The sequence below is a fragment of the Geodermatophilus arenarius genome (assembly GCF_042654585.1).
GTDB lineage: Bacteria > Actinomycetota > Actinomycetes > Mycobacteriales > Geodermatophilaceae > Geodermatophilus > Geodermatophilus arenarius.
Genome location: NZ_JBHSGR010000001.1, coordinates 98,201 through 119,643 on the forward strand (window position 1 = coordinate 98,201; position 21,443 = coordinate 119,643).

Here is a 21,443-nt window from a genome sequence, read left to right on the forward strand (position 1 = left end):
GCGGGACGGGTAGCGGCCGCTCATGCGGACCCGTGACCTGCTCACCTACGCCTACTCGCAGATCGGCGAGACCCTGCACGCCGCCGTCGAGGGCCTGTCCCCCGAGCAGCTGGCCGAGCGCGTCGGCCCGGACGCCAACCCGGTCGGCTGGCTGGCCTGGCACCTGCTGCGGGTGCAGGACGACCACCTCGCCGACGTCGCGGGCACCGAGCAGGTGTGGACGGCGCAGGGCTTCGCCGGCCGGTTCGGCCTGCCCGTCGACGACGCCGCCACCGGCTACGGGATGAGCACGGAGGAGGTGGCGTCGGTGCGGGTGCCCTCGGCGGAGCTGCTGCTCGAGTACGCCGACGCCGTCGCCGCCCGCAGTGCGGAGTTCCTCGGCGGGCTCACCGACGACGACCTCGACCGCGTCGTCGACGAGCGGTGGGACCCGCCGGTGACCCTCGGCGTCCGGCTGGTCAGCGTGCTGTCCGACGACCTGCAGCACGTGGGGCAGGCGGCCTACGTGCGGGGGCTGCTCGGCGCCTGACCCAGGACGCGGGCGGCGAGCTCCTCGAGGACGGCCGCGGGCTCGGCGAGGCAGCGGGCGACGTCGGGCTCGGCCTCGGTGAGCGCGTGCGCGGCGGCGAACCCGGCGGCGGCCAGCTCGTCGGGGCCCAGCGCGACCCGGCCGGCCAGCCCCACGCACGGGACGCCGGCCCGCCGGGCCCGGGCGGCGACCACGGCCGGCGCCTTGCCGCGCAGCGACTGCGCGTCCAGCGACCCCTCGCCGGTCACCGCCAGGTCCGCGCCGGCCAGCGCGTCGTCCAGCCCGACCAGGTCGGCGACCAGCTCGGCGCCCGACCCGACCGAGCAGGTCAGGACGGCGGCCACCCCGGCCGCCGTCCCCCCGGCCGCGCCCATCGCCGGCCGCCCCTCCAGGTCGATCCCGAGGTCGCGGCGGACCACCGCGGCGAACCGCGCCAGCGCCGCGTCGAGCTGCGCGACCTGCTCCGGCGTCGCGCCCTTCTGCGGCCCGTAGACCGCGGCCGCGCCGGACGGGCCGGTGAGCGGGTTGTCGACGTCGGTGGCCACCCGGACCTCCAGGCCGTGCAGCCGCGGGTCGCGGGCGCCGGCGTCGATCCGCGCGAGGTGCGCCAGCCCGGCGCCGCCGGGCGGGACGTCGCGGCCGTCGGCGTCGAGCAGCCGCACGCCGAGCGCCTGCAGCAACCCCGCGCCGGCGTCGGTGGTGGCGCTGCCGCCCAGGCCCAGCACCACCCGCCGGGCGCCGGCGTCGAGCGCGGCGAGCAGCAGCTCCCCCACGCCGCGGGTGGTCGCGGTCGTCGGTGCCGGCTCCGCGAGCAGCCCGAGCCCGGCCGCGGCGGCGAGCTCGACCACCGCCGTCGTCCCGTCGACGGCGAACGTGGCGCGCACCGGCCGGCCGTCGGGGCCGCCGACCGTCGTCGTCACCGGGCGGTACCCGGCGCGCACGGCGGCGGCCACCGTGCCCTCCCCGCCGTCGGCCACCGGGCGGGCGAGCACCTCGGCGTCCGGGTGCACCCGGGCCAGCCCGCGGGCGACGGCGTCGGCGGCCTCGGCCGCGGTCAGCGTGCCCTTGAAGGAGTCCGGGGCGACGACGATCCGCACGCCCGGCAGCATGCCCTGCCCGCGCGTAGCGTCGGGCCGTGCCTGAGACCGCGAGCACCGACTTCTACGCCCTGGAGGAGCTGCTCACCCCCGAGGAGGTCGAGGTCCGCGACCGCGTGCGCGCCTGGTGCGACAAGGAGGTGACGCCGCGGATCAACGACTACTGGGAGCGTGCCGAGTTCCCCTTCGAGCTGGTGCCCGGGTTCGCCGAGCTCGGGATCGCCGGGGGCACGGTGCAGGGCTACGGCTCGCCGGGGATGAGCGCCGTCGCCGCGGGCCTGGTGGCCGCCGAGCTCGCCCGCGCCGACGGCAGCATCGGCACCTTCAACGGCGTGCACAGCTTCCTCGCGATGCAGTCGATCGCGATGCTCGGCTCCGAGGAGCAGAAGGAGCGCTTCCTCCCCGAGATGGCGCGGATGGAGAAGATCGGCGCCTTCGGCCTGACCGAGCCGCGCCACGGCTCGGACGCCGTCGCCCTGGAGACCAGCGCCCGCCGCGACGGCGACGCATTCGTCCTCGACGGGCAGAAGAAGTGGATCGGCAACGGCTCGATCGCCGACTACGTGCTCATCTGGGCGCGCGACGAGGAGGGCGCGGTCGGCGGGTACGTCGTCGAGAAGGGCACGCCCGGCTTCAGCGCGCGGGTCATGACCGGCAAGACGGCGCTGCGGGCGGTGTGGCAGGCCGAGATCAGCCTCGACGGCGTCCGCGTGCCGGCGGAGAACAAGCTGGCCAACTGCCGCTCGTTCAAGGACGTCTCCACGGTCCTCGACCGCACCCGGTACACCGTCGCGTGGCGCGCGCTGGGCGTGGCGACGGCGGCCTACGAGCTGGCGCTGGCGCACTGCCTGCACCGCGAGCAGTTCGGCCAGCCGATCGCGGGCTACCAGCTGGTGCAGGAGAAGCTCGCGACGATGCTCGCCGAGATCACCACCATGCAGCTGATGTGCTGGCGGCTGTCCAGCCTCGCCGACGCCGGCCGGATGACCGCGGCGATGGCGTCGCTGGCCAAGCGGCACTGCTGCGCCACCGCCCGGCGGATCGTGGCCGACGCGCGGGACCTGTTCGGCGGTGACGGGATCCTGCTCGAGCACCACATCGCCCGGCACCACGCCGACATCGAGGCGATCTACACCTTCGAGGGCACCGACCACGTGCAGGCGCTGATCGTGGGCCGGGAGATCACCGGCCTGTCGGCGATCAGCGGCCGGCGGCGCTGACCGCCGCGGTCAGCCGGCTCGGCTGAGGAGGGCCCGCTCCCAGGCCGGCCCGGACAGCCGCCGGCACTCCGGGCAGCCGGTGCGCCCGGCGCCGAGGCGCTCCCACCGCTGGTGGCCCCAGATCTGCACGATCGACCCGCAGAGGGCCAGCTCCACCTCGCCGTCGCGCTCCGCCGCCGGCCGCACCGACGAGACGGCGTGCCACGGGGTGCGCCGGGTGGCCGGAGTGCCCTGGTCCCAGCGGTCCGGACGGGCGAATCCGACCGCCAGGGAGTCCACACGCTGTTGATGTCCTGGACGGTTCCGTATCAAACCGCCCTCCGGGAACCGGCGACGCGCCCGCGCCCGGCACCTCGAGGGCGCCCGCGGCGTTACCGTCGGGGAGTCTGCGGAGCGGAGGAGCGACGACGGTGGAACCTGTCAGCCTGGTCATCGGTGCGGCACTGCTGGCCGCGGGCTTCGTGGCCGGCCGGCTCGGGCGCCGTCGTCCCGCGGGTCCGCCGCCGAACCCGACGCCGGTGTGCGGCTGCGGGCACACCCTGAGCCAGCACGACACCGAGACCAACACCTGCTACGCCGAGCTGCGCCGCGACACCTTCGACCGGCGCGGCCGGTTCGCCGGTCACACCTGGGTGCCGTGCACCTGCCGGCAGTACGTCGGCCCGCGCCCGATCGACGAGGTCTTCGTCCCCCGCATCCTGCCGCCGTCCGACTGAGGCGGGCGCCCGCCGTCGGGACTCGCGCAGACCGGACCGGTGTACCCGCGCGGCCCGTCCGGGCGCCCGCGGTGGGCCGCCGGCGTCCGACGGCCCCCGGTGCCCGGCCCCCCGTCGACTCGATCACGGAGTCGCGGCGGCGACACCCCGGTAGGTGACGGCGTGGCGCCGCCGGAGGTCCACGATCGCGGGGACGGGTGCCCCGCGGGCATCAGGCGGGCGGGTCCGCGAGGTCGGTGAGCGCGGTGACCAGCGCGGCGACCCGGGCCGGGCCGAGCTCGGTGGTCAGCGCCGCCTCGTGCGCGGACACCAGCGCCTCCAGCCGGTCCAGCCGGGTGCGGCCGCGGGCCGACAGGTGCACCCGCACGCGGCGGCCGTCCCCGGGGTCGGGCAGCCGGTAGGCCAGCGCGGCGTCGACCAGGCCGTCGACCATCCGGGTGGCGGTGGGCGCCGGGACGCACAGCGCCGCGCACAGCTCGCTCATCGTGCGGCCCGGTCCCGAGGCGAGCGCGCGCATCAGCCGGTAGGTCTCCGGCGTCGCGCCGTCCTCGGCGAGCACCGCCCCGACGCCGCGGGCGACCCGCCGCGAGACGACGGCCAGCAGCTCGACCAGCGAGGCGGCGGGCGAGGCGGCGGGCGAGGCGGCGGGCGAGGCGGCGGGCGCGGCGGGCACCGCGGTGCCCGTGGCCTGCTGCTCGACCGCCATGCCCGCACCATACTCAGGAGGTGCCCGGACCGACCGCCCCGATGGAGGCGTGGGAGGCGGCCGTCGTCGACCGGTCCCCCGACGTCGTCCGGATCGGGCTGGCCGTCCCGCTGACCGGGCCACTGGCGATGACCGCGCCCTCCGCGCTGGACCTGGCCGCGCTCGCCGCCGACGAGGTGACCGAGGCCGGCGGGGTCGGCGGGCGCGCGGTGGAGCTGGTCACCGTCGACGCCGGGCGCCGCCCCGCGGAGGTGGCCGCCGACGTCGCCGCCCTGCACGCCGCCGGCGCGGTCGACGTCCTCGTCGGGTTCTCCACCAGCGACGTCTCCCGCGCGGTCGCCGCCGCGCTGGCCGGGCGCGCCGGCTACGTGTTCACCCCGCCGCACGAGGGCGGGCGCGGGTCCCGCGGGGCGCTGCGGATCGGCGCGTCCCCGCCGGCCCAGCACGCGGCCGCGCTCACCTGGCTGGTGCGCCACCGCCGGGCGAGGCGCTGGGTGCTGCTGGGCACCGACTACGTGTGGCCGCAGGCGGTGCACCGCGCCGCGCGGTCGGTGCTGCACGACCTCGGCGCCGAGGTCGCCGGCGAGCTGCTCGTCCCGTTCGGCCCGGCCGACCCCGGCCCGGCGCTGGACCTGGTCCGCCGCACCCGCGCCGACGCCGTCCTGCTCAGCCTGGTCGGCCGCGACCTGGTCGCCTTCAACCGCGCCTTCGCCCGGGCCGGGCTCGACCGCCGCGTCGTCCGGCTGTCCGGCGCGCTCGAGGAGAACGGCCTGTACGCCGTCGGCGGCGACGGCTCCGGCGAGCTCTACGCCTGCATGCCCTCGTTCGCGGCGGCCGACGGCGCCGGCGACGAGGGGCAGCTCGCCCTGCAGGAGCGGCTCGCCGCCCGGGTGGGGCCGAGCGCGCCGGTGGTCTGCGCCTACGCCCGCAGCGTGCACGACGGCGTCCGCACCGCCGCGCGGCTGCTGGAGACCGGCACGCCGGAGCCGCCGCGCATCCCCCGGCCCCGGCTGGCGCGCGCCGACGGGCTGGTGTTCCGCGAGGTCGGCGCGCGCGGCTGACCCCCCACTGCTTCCGATCGGAAGCAACGGGGCCTACCCTCCCCGCGTCCGGCCCCGAGCCGGCCGAGAGGAGGAGTCGTGACCGACCCCCGCACCACCCCGTCCGCGCACGCCACCGGGAGCACCGGTGCCGGCGCGGTCCCGGCAGCCGGAGCCGCCGGCGTCGAGGAGTTCGGCTACCGCCAGGAGCTCAAGCGCTCGCTGACGTTCACCGACCTGCTGGTCTACGGCCTGGTCTTCATGGTGCCGATCGCGCCGTTCGGCATCTTCGGCAGCGTCTTCCAGGGCTCCGGCGGCATGGTCGCCCTCGCCTACGCGATCGGCGGGCTGGCGATGGCCTTCACCGCGGCGTCGTACTCGCAGATGTCCCGGGCGTTCCCGATGGCCGGCTCGGTCTACACCTACGCCGGCCGCGGCATCGCCCAGCCGGTCGGCTTCATCGCGGGCTGGATGATCCTGCTCGACTACGTGCTGGTCCCGGCGCTGCTCTACCTCATCGCCGCGATCGCCATGAACTCGATCGTCACGTCGATCCCGGTGTGGGTCTGGCTGATCGGCTTCGTCGTCCTCAACACCGCCGTCAACTACTTCGGCATCGAGTTCACCGCGCGGGTCAACAAGATCATGCTGGTGGCCGAGCTGATCGTGCTCGCGATCTTCCTGGTCATCGGCGTCGTCGCGCTGGCCTCCGGCGAGGGCCGCGGCTTCGACTTCACGCCGATCTACAACAGCGACACGTTCTCGCTGGAGCTGGTCTTCGGCGCGGTGTCGATCGCGGTGCTGAGCTTCCTCGGCTTCGACGGCATCTCCACCCTCGCGGAGGAGAACCGCGACTCGGCCCGCTCGATCGGCAAGGCGATGATCGCCGCGCTCGCGCTGGCCGGGACGCTGTTCATCGTCCAGACCTGGGTCGCCGCGCTGCTGGTGCCCGACCCCGACACCCTCATCGCCGAGGGCGACGCCGCGGGCACCGCGTTCTACGACGCCGCGGAGGTGGCCGGCGGCGCCTGGCTGGGCACCCTGACCGCCGTGGCGACGGCGATCGCCTGGGGCTTCGCCAACTCGCTGGTGGCCCAGGCGGCCACCTCGCGGCTGCTGTTCGCGATGGCGCGTGACCGCCAGCTGCCCGGCTTCCTGCGCAAGGTGCACCCGACCCGCCGCGTGCCGGTCAACGCCACCCTCCTCGTCGCGGCCGTCTCCCTCGTGCTCGGCCTGTACATGGAGCAGCGCGAGGACGGCATCACGCTGCTGTCCACCCTGGTCAACTTCGGCGCGCTGTCGGCCTTCCTGCTGCTGCACGTCGCCGTGGTCGTGCACTTCGTCGGTCGCCTCAAGAGCCGCAACTGGTGGCTGCACCTGGCGGTGCCGGTCCTCGGGTTCGGCATCCTGGCCTACGTCGTCTACAACGCCCAGGTCGCCGCCCAGGAGCTCGGCTTCGTGTGGCTGGCCATCGGCGTGGTGCTGATGATCGTCCTGATCGCCACGGGCCGGAGGCCCGAGATCCGAGCGGAGGAGAGACTGTGACGGCGTCCCTCGAGGTCGTCTCCCTGGAGCCGACCCCCGACCAGCTGCGCTACTCCTTCGGCGGCGGTGAGCCGCTGCTCACCGTGGCGCCGGGCACGGTGGTCGAGCTGACCACCGAGGACTGCTACGGCGGCAAGGTGCGCAGCGTCGAGGACCTGCCGAGCCAGGTGTGCCACTTCCCCTTCCTCAACCCGGTGAGCGGGCCGATCGCGGTCGAGGGGGCCGAGCCCGGGGACACCCTGGCGGTGCACCTGGTCGACGTCGCGCCGGCGCGCGACTGGGCGGTGTCCAGCACGTTCCCGCACTTCGGCGCGCTGACCACCACCCACTCGACGGCGATGCTGCACGAGCCGCTCGAGGAGCTGGTCTGGCTCTACGAGGTCGACCGCGAGCGGGGCACCTGCCTGTTCCGCCCCCGCCGCGGCGGGCCGGAGGTGGAGCTCCCGCTCGACCCGATGCACGGCACGATCGGCGTCGCGCCGGCCGCGGGCGAGGTGTTCGCCAGCATCACGCCCGGCGCGCACGGCGGGAACATGGACACCCCCGAGGTGCGGGCCGGCACGACCGTCTACTTCGGCGTCAACGTGCCCGGCGGGATGCTCTCCCTCGGCGACGGGCACTGCCGGCAGGGCGAGGGCGAGGTCTGCGGCACCGCGGTCGAGTCGGCGATGCGCACGGTCGTCGTCGTCGACCTGGTCAAGGGCGGCGGGCCCGCCTGGCCGCGGTTGGAGACCGACGAGTTCCTCATGTCGACCGGGTCGGTGCGGCCGCTGGAGGACGCCTACCGGATCAGTCAGCACGACCTGGTGACCTGGGCGGCCGAGCTCGCCGGCTGGGACGAGCTCGACGCCCTGCAGCTGGTCAGCCAGGCGGGGCTGGCGCCGGCGGGCAACGTCGTCGACACCAACTACACGATGGTGGCCAAGCTGGCGAAGCGGTACCTGCCCGGCGCGGTCGCCGCCGACGGCGTGCACGAGCGGCTGCGCGCCACCGCGGCGGCCTACCTGCAGGAGCGCTGACCCCGCGCCCGGGACCCGCCTTTCGCGCGCGGAAGGCGAGTCCCGGGCGCCCGGCCGGGTAGCGGTGTCGCAGACCCGCCACCGCCGTCGGAGGGACGACCGTGACCGACGCCCCCAACAGCCCGGAAGCCCGCCGCCGCCTGCTCGCCGCCACCGAGCCCGTGCGGGCGGCGGCCAGCGCCGGCGCGCTCGCGCTGACCTACCCCCTGCTGCGCGGCGCACCCCGCGGCGAGCCGCACGGGGTGCTCGTGCTGCCCGGCCTGATGGCCTCCGACGTCTCCACCGCGACGCTGCGCCGCTGGCTGCGCGGCCTGGGCTACCCGGTGGTCGGCTGGGAGCTCGGCCGCAACCGCGGCCCCACCAAGGAGATCACCGACGAGCTGCCCCGGCTGGTGCAGCGGCTGGCCGACCAGCACGCCGGCCCGGTGAGCATCGTCGGGCAGAGCCTGGGCGGCATCTACGCCCGGCGGCTGGCGCTGCGCGTGCCGCGCCTGGTCCGCCAGGTGATCAGCCTCGGCTCGCCGTTCGGGCTGGCCGGCGGCCCGCCCGACGACAGCCCCGGCGCCCGCGCCTACGCCCGCTACCGCCACCTGCACGCGGTGCCGCGCGGCCGGGGCGGCCTCACCGGCGGCCTGCCGGTCCCGAGCACCGCGGTGTACTCGCGCTGGGACGGCGTCGTCGACTGGCGGGCCTGCCGGCAGACGCCCGGGCCGCGCGCGGAGAACGTCGGCGTGCACGCCAGCCACCTCGGCATGGGCCACGACCCGGCGGTGCTGTGGCTGGTGGCCGACCGCCTGGCCCAGACCCGCGACGGCTGGCGGCCGTTCACCCCGCCGGCCCGGCTGCGGCTGCTCTACACGAGCGAGGACGACGTCACCGGCTGACGGCGTCGCGCCCGCAGCACCGCGTCGGCGGCGTGCGCCGATCCGTGCTCGTGCCCGCGCGCCGCGCGCGGCCGCGCCTCGGCCACCTGGACCTCCCAGTCGCCGGGGTCGAGCACCGCGGCCATCTGCCCGCCGGTGGCGTACCAGTCGGGCAGGCCCGGCCGCTGGATGCCGTGGGCGACGTCGCTGCCGTCGTGCATGGTCACCAGCAGCGTGCCGCCGGGCGCCACCGCCGACGCCAGCGTCCGCAGCACGGCGTCGCGGGTGCCGGGCGGGAAGTGCAGGAACGAGGCGGTCACCAGGTCCCACCGCTCCTCGCCGGGCTGCCACGAGGAGACGTCGACCTCGCGGGTCTCGAGCGACACCCCGGCCGCCTCGGCCGCCGCGGCCGCCCGGTCGAGCGCGGTGCGGGAGAGGTCGAGCGCGGTCACCGTCCAGCCGCGGCGGGCCAGCCAGACGGCGTCGCCACCCTCGCCGGCGCCGGCGTCCAGCGCGCGGCCCGGCGGCAGGTCGGCGGCCTCGGTGGCCAGGACGTCGTTGACCCGGCCGCTCCACACGCCGGAGTCGTGCGTGCGGTAGCGCTCCTCCCACCACTGCGCGCCGTACTCCGGGTCGCTCATCGCCCGGATGACGTCGACGGCGGCCCGGGTGTCCTCGGCGACCAGGTCCGCGTTGATCTGCGCGCCGGCCCCCAGCCCGGCCGCCGCGGCGCCGATCACCTGGGCGCTCGGGTCCGCGACGTTGCCGGCCGCCCACACGCCGGGCACCGCGGTGGCGCCGCGGGCGTCGACCGGCACGTGCGAGCCGACGACCGCCTCTCCCATCCGGAACGGCTGGGTCTCCAGCCCCAGCCCGGCCAGCACGGCCGAGCGGGCGGTGAACCGCGGGGCCACGATGACGGCGGCGCGCGGCACCACCTCGCCGCCGGCCAGCCGGACGCCGGTGAGCCGGCCGCCCTCGGTCTCCAGCGCCGCGACCTCGCCGCGCACCACACGGACGCCGCGCGCGGCCAGCGCCTCGGCGGTGGCGTCGTCCGGCTCGGGCGCGGTGTGCAGGAAGAACACGACGTCGGCGCTCCACTGCCGCCACATCTGGGCCTGGTGCAGCGACATCGGGCCGGTGGCGACCACCCCGACCGCCCGGTCGCGCACCTCCCAGCCGTGGCAGTAGGGACAGTGCAGGACGTCGGTGCCCCAGAGCTCGCGCACCCCCGGGATGTCGGGCAGCTCGTCGGTCAGGCCGGTGGTGACCAGCAGCCGCCGCGCGCCGAGGACCCGCCCGGAGGCGAGCTCCACGGTGAAGGCGCCGGCCGCCCCGCCGACCGCGGTGACCGTGCCGTCGACCAGCACCCCGCCGTAGCCCGCCACCTCGGCCCGCCCGGCGGCGAGCAGGTCGGCCGGGGGCGTGCCGTCGCGGCCCAGGTAGTTGTGCATCTCGTGCGCCGGCGCGTTGCGCGGCGTCCCCTCGTCGACGACGGCGACCGAGCGCCGCGCCCGCCCCAGGGCGAGGGCGCCGGACAGGCCCGCCGCTCCCCCGCCGATGACCACCACGTCGTACGTCTCGTCCATACCGCCCACGGTGCACCCGCCGTCGCGGATCAGGCAAACCCCTTTGCCATACTGGCAACGTGACCGATCCCGACGCGGACCTCGACGCCGTCCTCGACGCGGTGGGCCCGCGGCTGCGCGACCTGCGCCGGCAGCGCGGCGCGACGCTGACCCAGCTGTCCGAGGACACCGGCATCTCGGTGTCCACGCTGTCCCGGCTGGAGTCGGGGCAGCGCCGGCCCACCCTGGAGCTGCTGCTGCCGCTGGCCCGCGCCCACCAGGTGCCGCTCGACGAGCTGGTCGACGCCCCCGAGACCGGCGACCCCCGGGTGCGGCTGAAGCCGATCACCCGGCACGGCGCCACGTTCATCCCGCTCACCCGCCGCCCCGGCGGCCTGCAGGCCTACAAGCTGGTGCTGCCGCCGCGCCGGGGCGGGGAGCCGGGCGAGCAGCGCTCGCACGAGGGGTGGGAGTGGGTCTACGTGCTGTCGGGCCGGCTGCGGCTGCTGCTCGGCGACACCGACGTCGTCCTCTCCGCCGGTGAGGCGGCCGAGTTCGACACGCGCACGCCGCACTGGCTGGGCAACGCCGACGACCGGCCCACCGAGGTGCTCGCCCTCTTCGGCCCGCAGGGCGAGCGCGTGCACGTGCGCGCCGCACCCCGCGGCCGCTGAGCGCTGGACGGGCCCCCGGCGGGTCAGACGGCGCGGAGCACCGCCGGAGCGACGGGCCGGAGCCGCAGCCAGGGCAGCAGCTCGGCGGCGGGCATGGGCCGGCTCAGGTGCCAGCCCTGGACCAGGTCACAGCCCATCTCGCGCAGCAGCTCCCAGGTGGCGGCGTCCTCCACGCCCTCGGCCACCACCTCCAGCCCCAGGTGCCGCCCGAGATCGGTGACGGCGCGGACGATCGCCACGTCCTCGGAGCCGTTCTGCAGTCCCGTCACGAAGCTGCGGTCGATCTTCACCTCGTGCACGGGGAGCCGCTTGAGGTAGGAGAGCGAGGAGTACCCGGTGCCGAAGTCGTCGACCGACAGCCGCACCCCCAGGTCGCGCAACTGGTGCAGCAGCGCGATGGCACGGGCGGGATCGGCCATGACCGAGCCCTCCGTCACCTCCAGGGTGAGCCGTCCCGCGGGCACGCCGTACCGCGCGAGCAGCCGGGCGACCTCGTCGACGAGGTCGGCGTCGTGCAGGCTGCGCGCGGACAGGTTGACCGCGATGCCGAGGTCGTGGCCCGCGGCCCGCCAGGCCGCGCAGGCGGCCAGCGACCGGTCGAGGACGCGGGTGGTCAGCGCGCCGATCAGACCCGTGCGCTCGGCGATCGGCACGAACTCCTCCGGGGAGATCCGCCCCGTCTCCGGGTGGTCCCAGCGGACGAGCGCCTCGACGCTGACGACCTCGCCGGTGGTCGTCCGCGCCTGCGGTTGCACGTGCACCTCGATGCCGCCGGTCGCCAGTGCGGTGCGCAGCTCCGAGACCAGCGCGAGCCGGCGCGGGTCGCCGGTGTCCAGGTCGGGCGCGTAGACGCGCAGGCCGCGTGCGGTGCCCTTGGCGTCGTACATCGCGACGTCGGCCCGCTTGAGCAGGCCGGCGGGGTCGGTGGCGTGTGCCGGCGCCAGGGCGATGCCCAGCGACCCACCGACCTCGACCTCGAGGCCGTCGAGGGCCACGGGCTGCTCGAGGGCCCGCAGCAGCCGCCGGCCGAGCCGGACGGCACGGTCCTCGTCGGCGGTGTCGGTCACCAGGACGGCGAACTCGTCGCCGCCCAGCCGGGTGACCGTGCCCGCCTCGCCGACCGCGGACACCAGCCGGGCGGCCACCTCGACCAGGAGGGCGTCGCCCTGCTGGTGGCCGAGCGTGTCGTTGACCTCCTTGAAGCCGTCGAGGTCGAGGATCATCACCACCGCGCCGGCGGAGCGGCCGTCACGGACGTCGTCGAGCGCGGGGGCGAGCCGGCGCTGCAGGAACGCGCGGTTGGGGAGTCCGGTGAGGGCGTCGTGCAGGGCGTCGTGCCGGAGCCTGTCGACCAGCTCGCCGTTCTGCAGCGCGACGCTGGCGTGGTTGGCGACGGTCTCGAGGAGCAGCACGTCCGACTCGTCGAAGGTCCGCACGTCGCCGAGCCGGTCGGTGACGACGAGGACGCCGACCGTGCCGGCCCCGCCGCGCAGGGGAACGGCGATCGCCTCGTGGGCGGCGCGGGCGGCCAGCCATGCGCGCGCCGGGGTGTGCCGGGTCGTCCGCGGCAGGAGCTGGGCCTCGTCGCCGCCGACCACCGCCTGCAGCAGCCACTCGTCCACGGGTGTCCGTGGCTCCTCCGACCGCGAGAGCCGGCCCGAGGGCCCCAGCAGGACGCGGGCGACCTGCCCGCCGCCCGGGGCGGGGAAGACCACCTCGGCGCGCTCGGCCTTGAGCAGCTCACGTGCCTCGCCGAGGACGTTGCCCAGGACCACGTCGATCTCGGGCGAGCTGGTCACCGCCTGGGTGAAGCGGTAGAGCCGCTCGAGGTTGAGGTGCCGGTCGCTGAGGGCGGCGTAGGCGCGGTAGGCGGCCAGCAGCCCCGCGGCGGCCAGCAGCAGGAGGACGGCGCTGCGGACGTCGGCCGCCAGGCTGGTGACGGCCACGAGGGCGACGGCCACCACCATCGGCGCGACCGCCTGCCCGGTCACCGCCTCGCGGGCCAGCGCCGCGGGCCGCAGCCCGCCCTCGAACACGGCGATCACCAGGCCGATGGCCACGATGCCCACGGCGTTGGCCAGCAGGGCCGCGAGGAGCGCGGCCAGCCACAGCAGGGGGCTCCCCTCCCCCAGGTGACCGACGGCGCCGAAGACGAGGACCGCGATCCCCGTCTCGGCCCCGGCGAGCGCGAGGTTGAAGGTGGTCTTGAGCGGTGCTGACCGGCGGTGGAACAGCAGCACCGCCGCCGACCCCACGAGGCGCCCGGCCAGCAGGGGGAGCGGGCCGGCGAAGAAGAGGCCGAGCACGAGGGGGAACTCGCTGACGGCGACCGTCTGGGCCTCGCGCTTGACCTGGATGTGCAGCACGGTGGCCTCGGTGGCCGCGAAGCCGAGGGCCAGGACCCACCACGGGAGGGACAGCCCGCCGTGCGGGCCGGTGTGCAGGGCCGGTGCCACGGGCGCCGCCCACAGCGCGAGGCCGGTCAGTGCGACGAGCGCGGTCGTGATGCCCAGCACCCACAGCGTGGGCCGGGACGGGCGCCGCCCCGCGTGCCCGCCGGTCTCCTGGTCGTCCACGTGTCGTCTCCTCGGTGGGGGTTCCTCCCCCACGACGACGGCAGGGCGGGGTGCGACCTGCAGTCGCACCCCGCCCTGGTCACCCGGGAGGGTCAGCCGCGGCGCGAGGGGCCGCGGCCCGCCCGACCCCACGTCCGCGTCCCGCGCGGCGGACCGGCCGGTGGCCGCCCGCGAGGGGGCCGCGGCCCGGGACGGCCGGCCGTCCCGGGGCGCCGGACCACGCCCACGACCGCGGTCACGACCACGAGGCGCTGGACAGGTCGGCCGTCCGCCACTGGCGGGTCGACCAGGACGCGTCGCGCCACTGGCGGGTCGACCACGTCGTGTTCGTCCACGAGCCGTCCCGCCACTGCCGGGTCGTCCAGGACGCGTCGCGCCACTGGCGGGTGTCCCAGGCCGGCTGGGTCCACTCGACGGTGCGCCAGGTCGTCCCCTCCCAGCCGTCACCGGTGAGGAGGTGGCCGCGCCAGCGGCCGCCCACCCACGCCGTCTGCCGGGCGGACGCGGTGGCCCAGGCGCGGCCGTCCCAGGCGTTGCCGAAGACGTCGACCTCACCCTGCAGCAGCGCCCCGTCGTGGTCGACGTGCGACGTCCCCCGGGAGGCCTCGATCGAGCCGGTGCCGGTGCCGTAGAACTGCGGCGACTGGGTGGTGTTGTTGTTCGGCTTGACCTGCGCCTGGCGGACGTCGGTCAGCCCGTTGCCGCGGTACTGGTTGGTCGTGGAGTCGAACGGCGACGACGTCGACATGATCTGCCGCTTGACCTGGTCGGGGGTCAGCCGCGGGTCCTCCTGCAGCAGGAGGGCGACCTCGCCGCTGACCACCGCGGCGGCCTGCGACGTCCCCGACGACACGGCGAAGCGGGTGCCCCGGCGGGCGTCGGGGTGCCGCTCGTCGGCGTAGCCGTTGGGCACCCGCAGGCCCGTGACCGAGACACCGGGAGCGACGACGTCGACGTGCCGCTGGTTGGTGCCGCGGGTGGCCCACGAGGGCACGGTGTCGTCGACGGGGTCCACGGTGCCCTGCGTGTCGGCCGCGCCGACCGCCAGGACGTAGGGGTCCCGGGCCGGGTTGGCCAGGTTGTGGTTGGTCGACCCGTCGTTGCCGCCGGCGACCACCACGACGATGCCGGCCTTCCACGCCTGCTCGACGGCGAAGGCCAGCGGGTCGGTGCGCGTGTCCTGGGTGGAGTCGGTGCCGTACGACAGGTTCAGGACGCGGATGTTCATCCCGTTGTCGTCGCGGTGCTCGACGACCCAGTCGATCGCCGCGATGACCTGGGTGACGTCGACCGCGCCGTCGCTGGCCCCGACCTTGACGTCCACCAGGGTGGCGTCGGGCGCGATGCCGTTGAACCGGCCGGGGTCGGTGTAGGACACCGGGGTCCCGGCGACGTCCCGCCCGGCGATGATCGAGGCCAGGTGGGTGCCGTGCCCGTAGGCGTCGCGGTGCGCCAGCTCCGGGTCCTGGCTGTCGAAGGACAGGTCGGGCCCGTTGACGACGTTGCCGGTGTCCAGCCCGGGCACCTCGGTGACGCCGGTGTCGATCAGCGCGACGCCGATGCCCCGGCCGGTGAAGCCGGCCCGGTAGGAGTCGTGCGCCCCGACCGCCTGGGCGATGTGGTACAGCGATCCCTTGGCGCTGACGTCGTAGCCGAGCGGGGCGGCGCCGGCCGGCCCGGCGGTCGCGACGAACCCGCCCAGCGCCGCGGTGGTCGCGGCGAGCGCGGCGATCCCGCGTCCGGCTCGACGCCCCCGACCGCGGCTCATCGCCGGGGTCCGGGTGTGCGTGGTGACTGCATGTGGTGTGCCCATCTCATCCGTGAGACCGCCCCGGTCGGGGTGGCACTCCCAGTAGCGGGATCACTGCGCTTCGTGTCTCCCCGAGGGGCGGAGGTGCCACCCGAAGAGGGGAGCCGACGTGACGGCCCGCTCCGCGCCACTCGCGGGCGGACCTCAGGGGACGACGACCAGCCGGACGCCCGCGTCGCCCGCGGCCTGCCGCGCCCAGGCGCCGGCGACGTCGGCCAGCGGCACCGTCTCGTGCGCGACGGCGACCCGGCCGGCGGCGGCCGCGGTGAGGACCGCGCCGAGCGCGTCGCGGCGCTGCCGCGGGGTGAGCGCGTTGTTGGTGTAGCCGAGCACCTCGGCCGAGCGGCCGCGCAGCACCGCCGAGGAGAACACCGCCTCGTCGCCGGACGCCCCGCCCAGGTTGACCAGCCGCCCGCCCGGCGCCAGCACCCGCGACGCCGTGGTCGCCGCGACGCCGAACACCGGGTCGACGACGAGGTGCGCGCCGCGGGGGCACGCCTGCGCCAGCGCGGCGGCCAGCCCGTCGGCGTCGCCGGTCAGCGGCACCACGGCGTCGGCGCCGGCGTCGCGGGCCCGCTCCCGCGCCGTGGTCGAGCGGCAGACCGCCACCACCCGCCCGGCGCCGGGCACCCGCGCCGCGCCGACCGCCGCCTGGCCCACCGCGCCGCCGGCCCCGAGGACGACGACGGTCTCCTCCGGCTGCAGCCGCCCGCGCCAGGTCAGGCACATCCACGCGGCGACGCCGGACAGGCCGATCGCCGCGACCGCCGCGTCGGGCAGGCCGGCGGTCAGCGGCACGAGGTCCTCGTCGTCGACGGCGCACCGCTGCGCCAGGCTGCCGTCGCCGGGCGCCATGCCGGCCGACGTCGCGAACCAGACGCGGGTGCCGGCCGGCAGCCGGCCGGACTCCTCGACGACGCCGACGCCCTGCACGCCCGGCACGTAGGGCACCGCCGGCGCGCCGAAGTACGACGTGCCCGACGCGCACAGCAGGTCCAGCGGCACGATCGGCGCGGCGGTGACCCGCACCAGCGTGCGGCCCGGCCCGGCGGCGGGGTCGGGGTGCTCGGCGTGCTCGGGCGGCGTCCCGGGCGCGCGGACGACGGCGGCGCGCACGTCAGGTGACCCGCACGTCAGGTGGTGATGTCGGGATAGGGCAGCGTGATGTGCTCCATCGCCTTCCCGTAGGCCTTCTGGTACTCCAGCGGCCCGTGGTCGCGCTCGAACATCGCGATGAACAGCGTGAGCGTGAGGAACGGGTGGGCGCCCATCTGGAACAGCGTCACGTGGTCGTGCTCGCGCAGCGCCCGCCGCTCGTCCTCGGTGAACTCCAGCCAGGTCGACCGCTCGTCGTCGGTGCAGTTGAGGATCTTGTTGGCCATCTCGGCCTCCCACCACTCGACCGTGCCGGCCGGGTCCTCGCGGTAGCGCTCGACGAGGGCGGGGTCGCGGTCGACGGTGAAGAGGAACTTGTCGAGCAGGTACCTGCTCACCGCCGCACCTCCGCCGGGACGCCGTTCGGGTACCAGGTGAAGTAGGCCTCCATCGTGTGGAACAGGTCGAGGGTGTCGACGTGGTCGGCCTTCTGCCCCTCGCCGGCGGCGCCCATCATCAGCATGAAGTCCATGAAGCCGTGGGTGGCGTTGCCCGGGGCGTGCAGCGAGTCCAGCGACACCTCGGCCAGGCAGCCCTCGACGTCGCCGGAGGCGATCCACTCGACGGCCTTGCGGTCGAACTCCGGGTCGGGCCCGTGCTCGCCGAACTGGCGCGGGCCGCCGAGCTCCAGCGACAGGTGGCCGGTGCCGATGATCGCCACCCGCTCGTCCGACTCCCAGGACTCGACCATCTCCCGGATCGCCTTCCCGAGCTGCACGAAGCGCCGGGGCTGCGGCAGCGGCGGGGCGAAGATGTTCGTGTAGACCGGCACGATCGGCAGGTCGGCCTGCGGGCGCAGCGTGATGATCGGGCACGTGATGCTGTGGTCGATCCGCAGCTCGTTGGAGAAGGCCAGGTCGAAGTCGCGGTCGAGGCCGTCCCGCAGGAGGTGCGCGGCCAGGTCCTCCTCGCCGCGCAGCGTCATCCGCGGCAGGCCGAACTCGCGTTCCTCGTTGTACCAGTTGGCGTCGAAGAAGGGCGCCTTGCCGACGAGGAACTGCGGCATGTTGTCCAGCCACAGCTGGTGGAAGTGGTCGCTGCCGACCATCACCAGCACGTCGGGCTCGGCCCGGGTGAGCGTCTCGCGGAAGCGCTCGATCTTGGCCACCCACTCGTCGGCGAACGGCGGCCGGTCCGCGCCGGTCGAGGTGCTCGCGCGGTAGTAGAAGGGGTGGTGGGTCGACGCGATGACCGCGGCCACCTCAGCCATGACTGCCTCCCAGGGTCTCGGGCTCGTAGGGGTCCGGCGGGACGGAGCGGTTGTCCAGGTCGACCGACAGGAAGACCCGGTTGGCCACGGGGTGGCGCAGCTCCTCGGCGAGCTGGCCGATCAGCCCGGCGGTGCGGGCCAGCAGCGCGAAGCCGCGCAGCAGCTCCAGCGGCAGGCCGAGGTCGGCCAGCGCGGCGCCGCAGACGCCGGCGCCGTTGAGCGGCAGCGTCCTCCCGAGCACCTGCGGGTGCACCCGGCCGATCGCGGCGAACAGCGACAGGTGCGGGCCGACCAGGCCCTCCTCGCCCGCGATCTCGAACAGCCGCGGCGTGCGCGGGTCGCCGTCCTTGTGCACGTGGTGGCCCAGACCCGGGACGAACCGGCCGGCCGCGCGCTGCGCGGTGACCGTCTCCAGGGCGAGGGCGTCCCAGCCGGCGTCGTCGGCCGGGAGCTCGCCCGCCGACACCAGGACGTCGTGCAGGAACCGGCCGCAGTCCTCGGTGACGCCGAGGAAGCGGGAGCCGCCGCCGAGCAGCCCGGCGGCGAGCGCGCCCTGCACCGAGTCCGGCGCGGACAGCCAGGTCAGCCGGGTGACGATCGCCGTCGGGGTGAAGCCGTGGTCGGCGAGCGCGGCGAGCACCGCCTCGAACACCCGGGTCTCCCCCGGCGTGGGCCGGCGCTGGGTGGCCAGCCAGAACGCCAGCTCGCCGAAGCCGACCGTGCCCATGACGTCGCGCGCGAGGTCGGTGCCGAGCAGGGTGATCGACTCGCGGCTCGAGGCGCCCAGCGCGGTCGGGTACCCGTCCTCGGTCACGGCGTCTCCTCGCCCTCGGCCAGCCAGCGGCGGATCTCCGCACCGTGCTCGTCGAGCGCGGGCGGTGGCAAGCGGTACCGCGCCGCCGTCTCGGAGAACCGGATGGGGTTGCGGATGGAGGGGACGGCGGCGCCGCCCTCCCCCGCCGTGACCACGGGGTCCAGTCCGACCTCCTCGGCGAAGGCGACGCCCTGGTCGACGGTGTTGATCGGCCCGCACGGCACACCGGCGGCGATGATGTCGCGGAACCACTCCATCTTGGTGCGGGTCCTCAGCCGCTCGACCAGCAGCGGCCGCAGCTCCTCGCGGTTGGCCGTGCGGTCCTCGTTGTGCAGGAACCGCGGGTCCTCCACCAGCTCGGGCACGCCGAGCACCTCGCACAGCTTGCGGAACTGGCCGTCGTTGCCGGCAGTGACGATCAGGTCGCCGTCGGCGCAGGGCAGCGGCTCGTAGGGGAACAGGCTGGGGTGGCTGTTGCCCATCCGGAACGGGACGACGTCGCCGGCGACGTACGCCGAGGTCTGGTTGACCAGCCCGGACAGTGCGCTGGAGAGCAGGTTCACCTCGACGTGCTGGCCGCGGCCGGTGGCGTGCCGCTGGTTGAGCGCGGACAGCACACCGATGGTGGCGTGCAGGCCGGCCATGACGTCGAAGACGGCGACGCCGGCCCGGTAGGGGTCGCCGCCCGGGTCGCCGGTGAGGCTCATCAGCCCGGAGATGGCCTGCACGATGAGGTCGTAGCCGGGCAGCGACCGCCCGCCGGGGCCGCTGCCGAAGCCGCTGATGGAGGCGTAGACGACGGCGGGGTTGGTGGCGGCCACCGTGTCGTAGTCGAGGCCGAAGCGGGCCAGGCCGCCGGGCTTGAAGTTCTCCACCAGGACGTCGGCGCGGCGGGCGAGCTCGCGGGCCGCGGCCAGGTCGGCGTCGTCGGCGAGGTCCAGCGCCACGGACCGCTTGTTGCGGTTGACGCCCAGGTAGTAGGTGGACACCCCCTCGCCGCCCACGTCCCGGACCGGCGGTGCCCAGGTGCGGGTGTCGTCGCCGCGCGGGCCCTCGACCTTGACCACCTCGGCGCCGAGGTCGGCCATGAGCATCGTGGCGTAGGGGCCGGCGAGGATCCGGGAGAAGTCGGCCACGAGCAGGCCGGCGAGGGGGCCCTCGGGGTTCGGCGCGCCGGGTGCTGCCGTCATCGTCGCGTCGCGCTCCTCGGCATCGGGGCTGGCACCAGCGGACAGTCGTCCGCCGGTCGCGCCGAGTCTCGGCACCCCTACCGAGCCGTGTCAACCGCACGGGCGTCGTCTTGACATGTGCGGCAGGTCACGAGCAGGGTGGCCCGGTCCGCACGGCGTGTCCGCCCAGCGGACAGGTGTCCGTCGAGCCAGCGACGTCCGAGGAGAGCACGATGACCGAGCCCCAGACCCCGGCGCCGCAGGCCGGTCGCCCCGTCGTGTTCCGCGGCGGCACGGTGCTGACGATGGACGACGCCGGCACGGTGCTGCGCGACGCCGACGTCCTCGTCGTCGGCGACCGGATCGCGGCCGTGGGCCCGGCGCTGGAGGCGCCCGAGGGCGCCCAGGAGGTCGACGCCACCGACGGGATCGTGATGCCGGGGATGATCGACACCCACCGGCACATGTGGCAGACGGCGATGCGCGGCTACGGCGCCGACTGGTCCCTCACCCAGTACTTCGTCTGGTACTACCTCGAGCACGGCCGCCGCTTCCGCCCCGAGGACGTCGCCGCGGGCAACCGGCTGGCCGCGCTCGAGGCACTCGAGGCCGGGGTCACCACCGTCGTCGACTGGTCGCACGGGCTGCAGACGGTCGACCACGCCGAGGCCGCCGTCGACGCGCTGCAGTCGGTGCCCGGCCGGTACGTGCTCGCCTACGGCAACATCCAGGCCGCGCCGTGGGAGTGGACCGCGGACAAGGCCGTGCAGGCGTTCCTCGAGCGCCGCCGCACCGGCGCCGGCGACCTGCTCGGCTTCCAGATCGCCTTCGACGTCACCGGCGACCCGGCGTTCCCGGAGAAGGCCGCGTTCGAGGTGGCCCGCGAGCTCGGCCTGCCGGTGACCACGCACGCCGGCGTCTGGGGCGCCACCAACGACGACGGCATCCGGCTCATGCACGAGCACGGCTTCGCGACGCCGGAGACGGTGTACGTGCACGCCGCGTCCCTCTCCCCCGACAGCTACCACCGCATCGCCGCCACCGGCGGGTCGGTCTCGGTGTCGACGGAGTCCGAGCAGAGCGCCGGCCAGGGCTACCCGCCCACCTGGCAGGTGCGCGCCCACGGCATCCCGGTGTCCCTGTCGATGGACACCAGCGTGTGGTGGAGCGGTGACCTGTTCTCGGCGATGCGCGCCACGCTGGGCGCCGACCGCTCGCGCGAGCACTTCGAGGCCCACCTCAAGGGCGACACGGTGACCCAGCTGGCGCTGCGCGCACAGCACGTCGTCTCCTGGGCCACCCGCGGCGGGGCGGCGGCACTGGGCCGCGACGACCTCGGCCGGCTCACCCCCGGCGCGAAGGCCGACGTCGTGCTGGTCAAGAACGACGCCTCGCCGGCGTCCTTCCCCCTGCTCAACCCGTACGGCCACGTCGCGTTCCAGGCGCAGCGGGGCGACGTGCACACCGTGCTCGTCGACGGGCGGGTCGTGAAGTCGCAGCACCGGCTGGTCGGCGTCGACCTGGCCGCGGTCCGGCGCGAGGTCGAGGCCACCGTCGAGCACCTGCGCGCCGACATGGGCGAGGACGTCTGGCAGGTGGGCATGGACCCGGAGCTCCCGTCGGCCGAGGTCCTGGACAACCCGTACCAGTACACCGACTACCGCTCCGAGACCACGCACGCAGCCCGGGAGGAGGCCTTCGAGCGCCACCTCTCTTGGGAACGGTGACGACC

Annotated in this window: 20 protein-coding genes; 9 read left to right on the plus strand and 11 right to left on the minus strand. The window is 75.7% G+C overall.

What is annotated here, in order from left to right:
* Positions 1–22 precede the first annotated feature (22 nt).
* Positions 23–529, plus strand: coding sequence for a mycothiol transferase (locus ACFO3M_RS00490; RefSeq protein WP_387984932.1), 507 nt, complete (start codon positions 23–25; stop codon positions 527–529).
* Here ACFO3M_RS00490 and ACFO3M_RS00495 read toward each other — a convergent pair.
* Positions 502–1,626: a glycerate kinase gene (locus tag ACFO3M_RS00495; protein ID WP_387984935.1), complete on the minus strand. Its 1,125-nt coding sequence runs from the start codon at positions 1,624–1,626 to the stop codon at positions 502–504. The two genes, ACFO3M_RS00490 and ACFO3M_RS00495, sit on opposite strands and share 28 nt — an antisense overlap.
* 38 nt (positions 1,627–1,664) lie before the next feature.
* On the opposite strand from ACFO3M_RS00495, the gene ACFO3M_RS00500 reads away from it, so the two are divergent.
* Positions 1,665–2,846 carry an acyl-CoA dehydrogenase family protein gene (locus ACFO3M_RS00500; RefSeq protein WP_387984938.1) on the plus strand — a complete coding sequence of 394 codons (1,182 nt, stop codon included), beginning with the start codon at positions 1,665–1,667 and terminating at the stop codon, positions 2,844–2,846.
* 9 nt (positions 2,847–2,855) lie between these two features.
* On the opposite strand, the gene ACFO3M_RS00505 is transcribed toward ACFO3M_RS00500, so the two are convergent.
* The gene (locus ACFO3M_RS00505) at positions 2,856–3,032 is read right to left on the minus strand and encodes a hypothetical protein (RefSeq protein WP_387984941.1); all 177 of its coding nucleotides are present in this window, start codon (positions 3,030–3,032) and stop codon (positions 2,856–2,858) included.
* A gap of 224 nt (positions 3,033–3,256) precedes the next feature.
* Between ACFO3M_RS00505 and ACFO3M_RS00510 the strand changes: the two genes are divergently transcribed.
* Positions 3,257–3,562 carry a hypothetical protein gene (locus ACFO3M_RS00510; RefSeq protein WP_387984944.1) on the plus strand — a complete coding sequence of 102 codons (306 nt, stop codon included), beginning with the start codon at positions 3,257–3,259 and terminating at the stop codon, positions 3,560–3,562.
* Positions 3,563–3,773: 211 nt separating this feature from the next.
* On the opposite strand, the gene ACFO3M_RS00515 is transcribed toward ACFO3M_RS00510, so the two are convergent.
* Complete coding sequence (locus ACFO3M_RS00515) at positions 3,774–4,268, minus strand: MarR family winged helix-turn-helix transcriptional regulator (protein WP_387984947.1); 495 nt, start codon at positions 4,266–4,268, stop codon at positions 3,774–3,776.
* Between the two features lie 20 nt (positions 4,269–4,288).
* Between ACFO3M_RS00515 and ACFO3M_RS00520 the strand changes: the two genes are divergently transcribed.
* The 4 genes from ACFO3M_RS00520 to ACFO3M_RS00535 all read left to right on the plus strand — a co-directional run bounded on the left by ACFO3M_RS00520 (position 4,289) and on the right by ACFO3M_RS00535 (position 8,756).
* Positions 4,289–5,329: an ABC transporter substrate-binding protein gene (locus tag ACFO3M_RS00520; RefSeq protein ID WP_387984950.1), complete on the plus strand. Its 1,041-nt coding sequence runs from the start codon at positions 4,289–4,291 to the stop codon at positions 5,327–5,329.
* Between the two features lie 78 nt (positions 5,330–5,407).
* Entirely contained in the window at positions 5,408–6,853 is a 1,446-nt protein-coding gene (locus ACFO3M_RS00525; RefSeq protein WP_387984954.1) for an APC family permease, read from the plus strand.
* Positions 6,850–7,872, plus strand: a complete 1,023-nt coding sequence (locus ACFO3M_RS00530) for an acetamidase/formamidase family protein (protein ID WP_387984957.1) — start codon at positions 6,850–6,852, stop codon at positions 7,870–7,872. Before ACFO3M_RS00525 ends, ACFO3M_RS00530 begins: the two co-directional genes overlap by 4 nt.
* Positions 7,873–7,973: 101 nt before the next feature.
* The gene (locus ACFO3M_RS00535) at positions 7,974–8,756 is read left to right on the plus strand and encodes an esterase/lipase family protein (protein ID WP_387984960.1); all 783 of its coding nucleotides are present in this window, start codon (positions 7,974–7,976) and stop codon (positions 8,754–8,756) included.
* Here the strand turns inward: ACFO3M_RS00535 and ACFO3M_RS00540 are convergent.
* Entirely contained in the window at positions 8,726–10,324 is a 1,599-nt protein-coding gene (locus ACFO3M_RS00540) for an FAD-dependent oxidoreductase (RefSeq protein ID WP_387984963.1), read from the minus strand. The genes ACFO3M_RS00535 and ACFO3M_RS00540 overlap by 31 nt on opposite strands.
* Positions 10,325–10,383: 59 nt before the next feature.
* Between ACFO3M_RS00540 and ACFO3M_RS00545 the strand changes: the two genes are divergently transcribed.
* Positions 10,384–10,977: a helix-turn-helix domain-containing protein gene (locus ACFO3M_RS00545; RefSeq protein WP_387984966.1), complete on the plus strand. Its 594-nt coding sequence runs from the start codon at positions 10,384–10,386 to the stop codon at positions 10,975–10,977.
* A gap of 23 nt (positions 10,978–11,000) precedes the next feature.
* Here ACFO3M_RS00545 and ACFO3M_RS00550 read toward each other — a convergent pair whose 3' ends face one another.
* From ACFO3M_RS00550 to ACFO3M_RS00580, 7 genes are all read right to left on the minus strand, one after another.
* Positions 11,001–13,553 carry a putative bifunctional diguanylate cyclase/phosphodiesterase gene (locus ACFO3M_RS00550; protein WP_387984968.1) on the minus strand — a complete coding sequence of 851 codons (2,553 nt, stop codon included), beginning with the start codon at positions 13,551–13,553 and terminating at the stop codon, positions 11,001–11,003.
* Between the two features lie 235 nt (positions 13,554–13,788).
* Complete coding sequence (locus ACFO3M_RS00555; RefSeq protein WP_387984971.1) at positions 13,789–15,321, minus strand: S8 family serine peptidase; 1,533 nt, start codon at positions 15,319–15,321, stop codon at positions 13,789–13,791.
* A gap of 186 nt (positions 15,322–15,507) precedes the next feature.
* Positions 15,508–16,479, minus strand: a complete 972-nt coding sequence (locus ACFO3M_RS00560) for a zinc-binding dehydrogenase (RefSeq protein ID WP_387984974.1) — start codon at positions 16,477–16,479, stop codon at positions 15,508–15,510.
* A 17-nt stretch (positions 16,480–16,496) separates the two neighbouring features.
* On the minus strand, positions 16,497–16,856 hold the full coding sequence (locus ACFO3M_RS00565) for a hypothetical protein (protein WP_387984977.1): 360 nt from the start codon (positions 16,854–16,856) through the stop codon (positions 16,497–16,499).
* Positions 16,853–17,728, minus strand: a complete 876-nt coding sequence (locus ACFO3M_RS00570) for a DODA-type extradiol aromatic ring-opening family dioxygenase (RefSeq protein WP_387984980.1) — start codon at positions 17,726–17,728, stop codon at positions 16,853–16,855. Before ACFO3M_RS00570 ends, ACFO3M_RS00565 begins: the two co-directional genes overlap by 4 nt.
* Entirely contained in the window at positions 17,721–18,542 is an 822-nt protein-coding gene (locus ACFO3M_RS00575; RefSeq protein WP_387984983.1) for a citryl-CoA lyase, read from the minus strand. Before ACFO3M_RS00575 ends, ACFO3M_RS00570 begins: the two co-directional genes overlap by 8 nt.
* Entirely contained in the window at positions 18,539–19,732 is a 1,194-nt protein-coding gene (locus ACFO3M_RS00580) for a CaiB/BaiF CoA transferase family protein (protein WP_387984986.1), read from the minus strand. Before ACFO3M_RS00580 ends, ACFO3M_RS00575 begins: the two co-directional genes overlap by 4 nt.
* 212 nt (positions 19,733–19,944) lie before the next feature.
* Between ACFO3M_RS00580 and ACFO3M_RS00585 the strand changes: the two genes are divergently transcribed.
* Positions 19,945–21,438, plus strand: a complete 1,494-nt coding sequence (locus tag ACFO3M_RS00585) for an amidohydrolase family protein (protein ID WP_387984989.1) — start codon at positions 19,945–19,947, stop codon at positions 21,436–21,438.
* Positions 21,439–21,443: the final 5 nt, after the last annotated feature.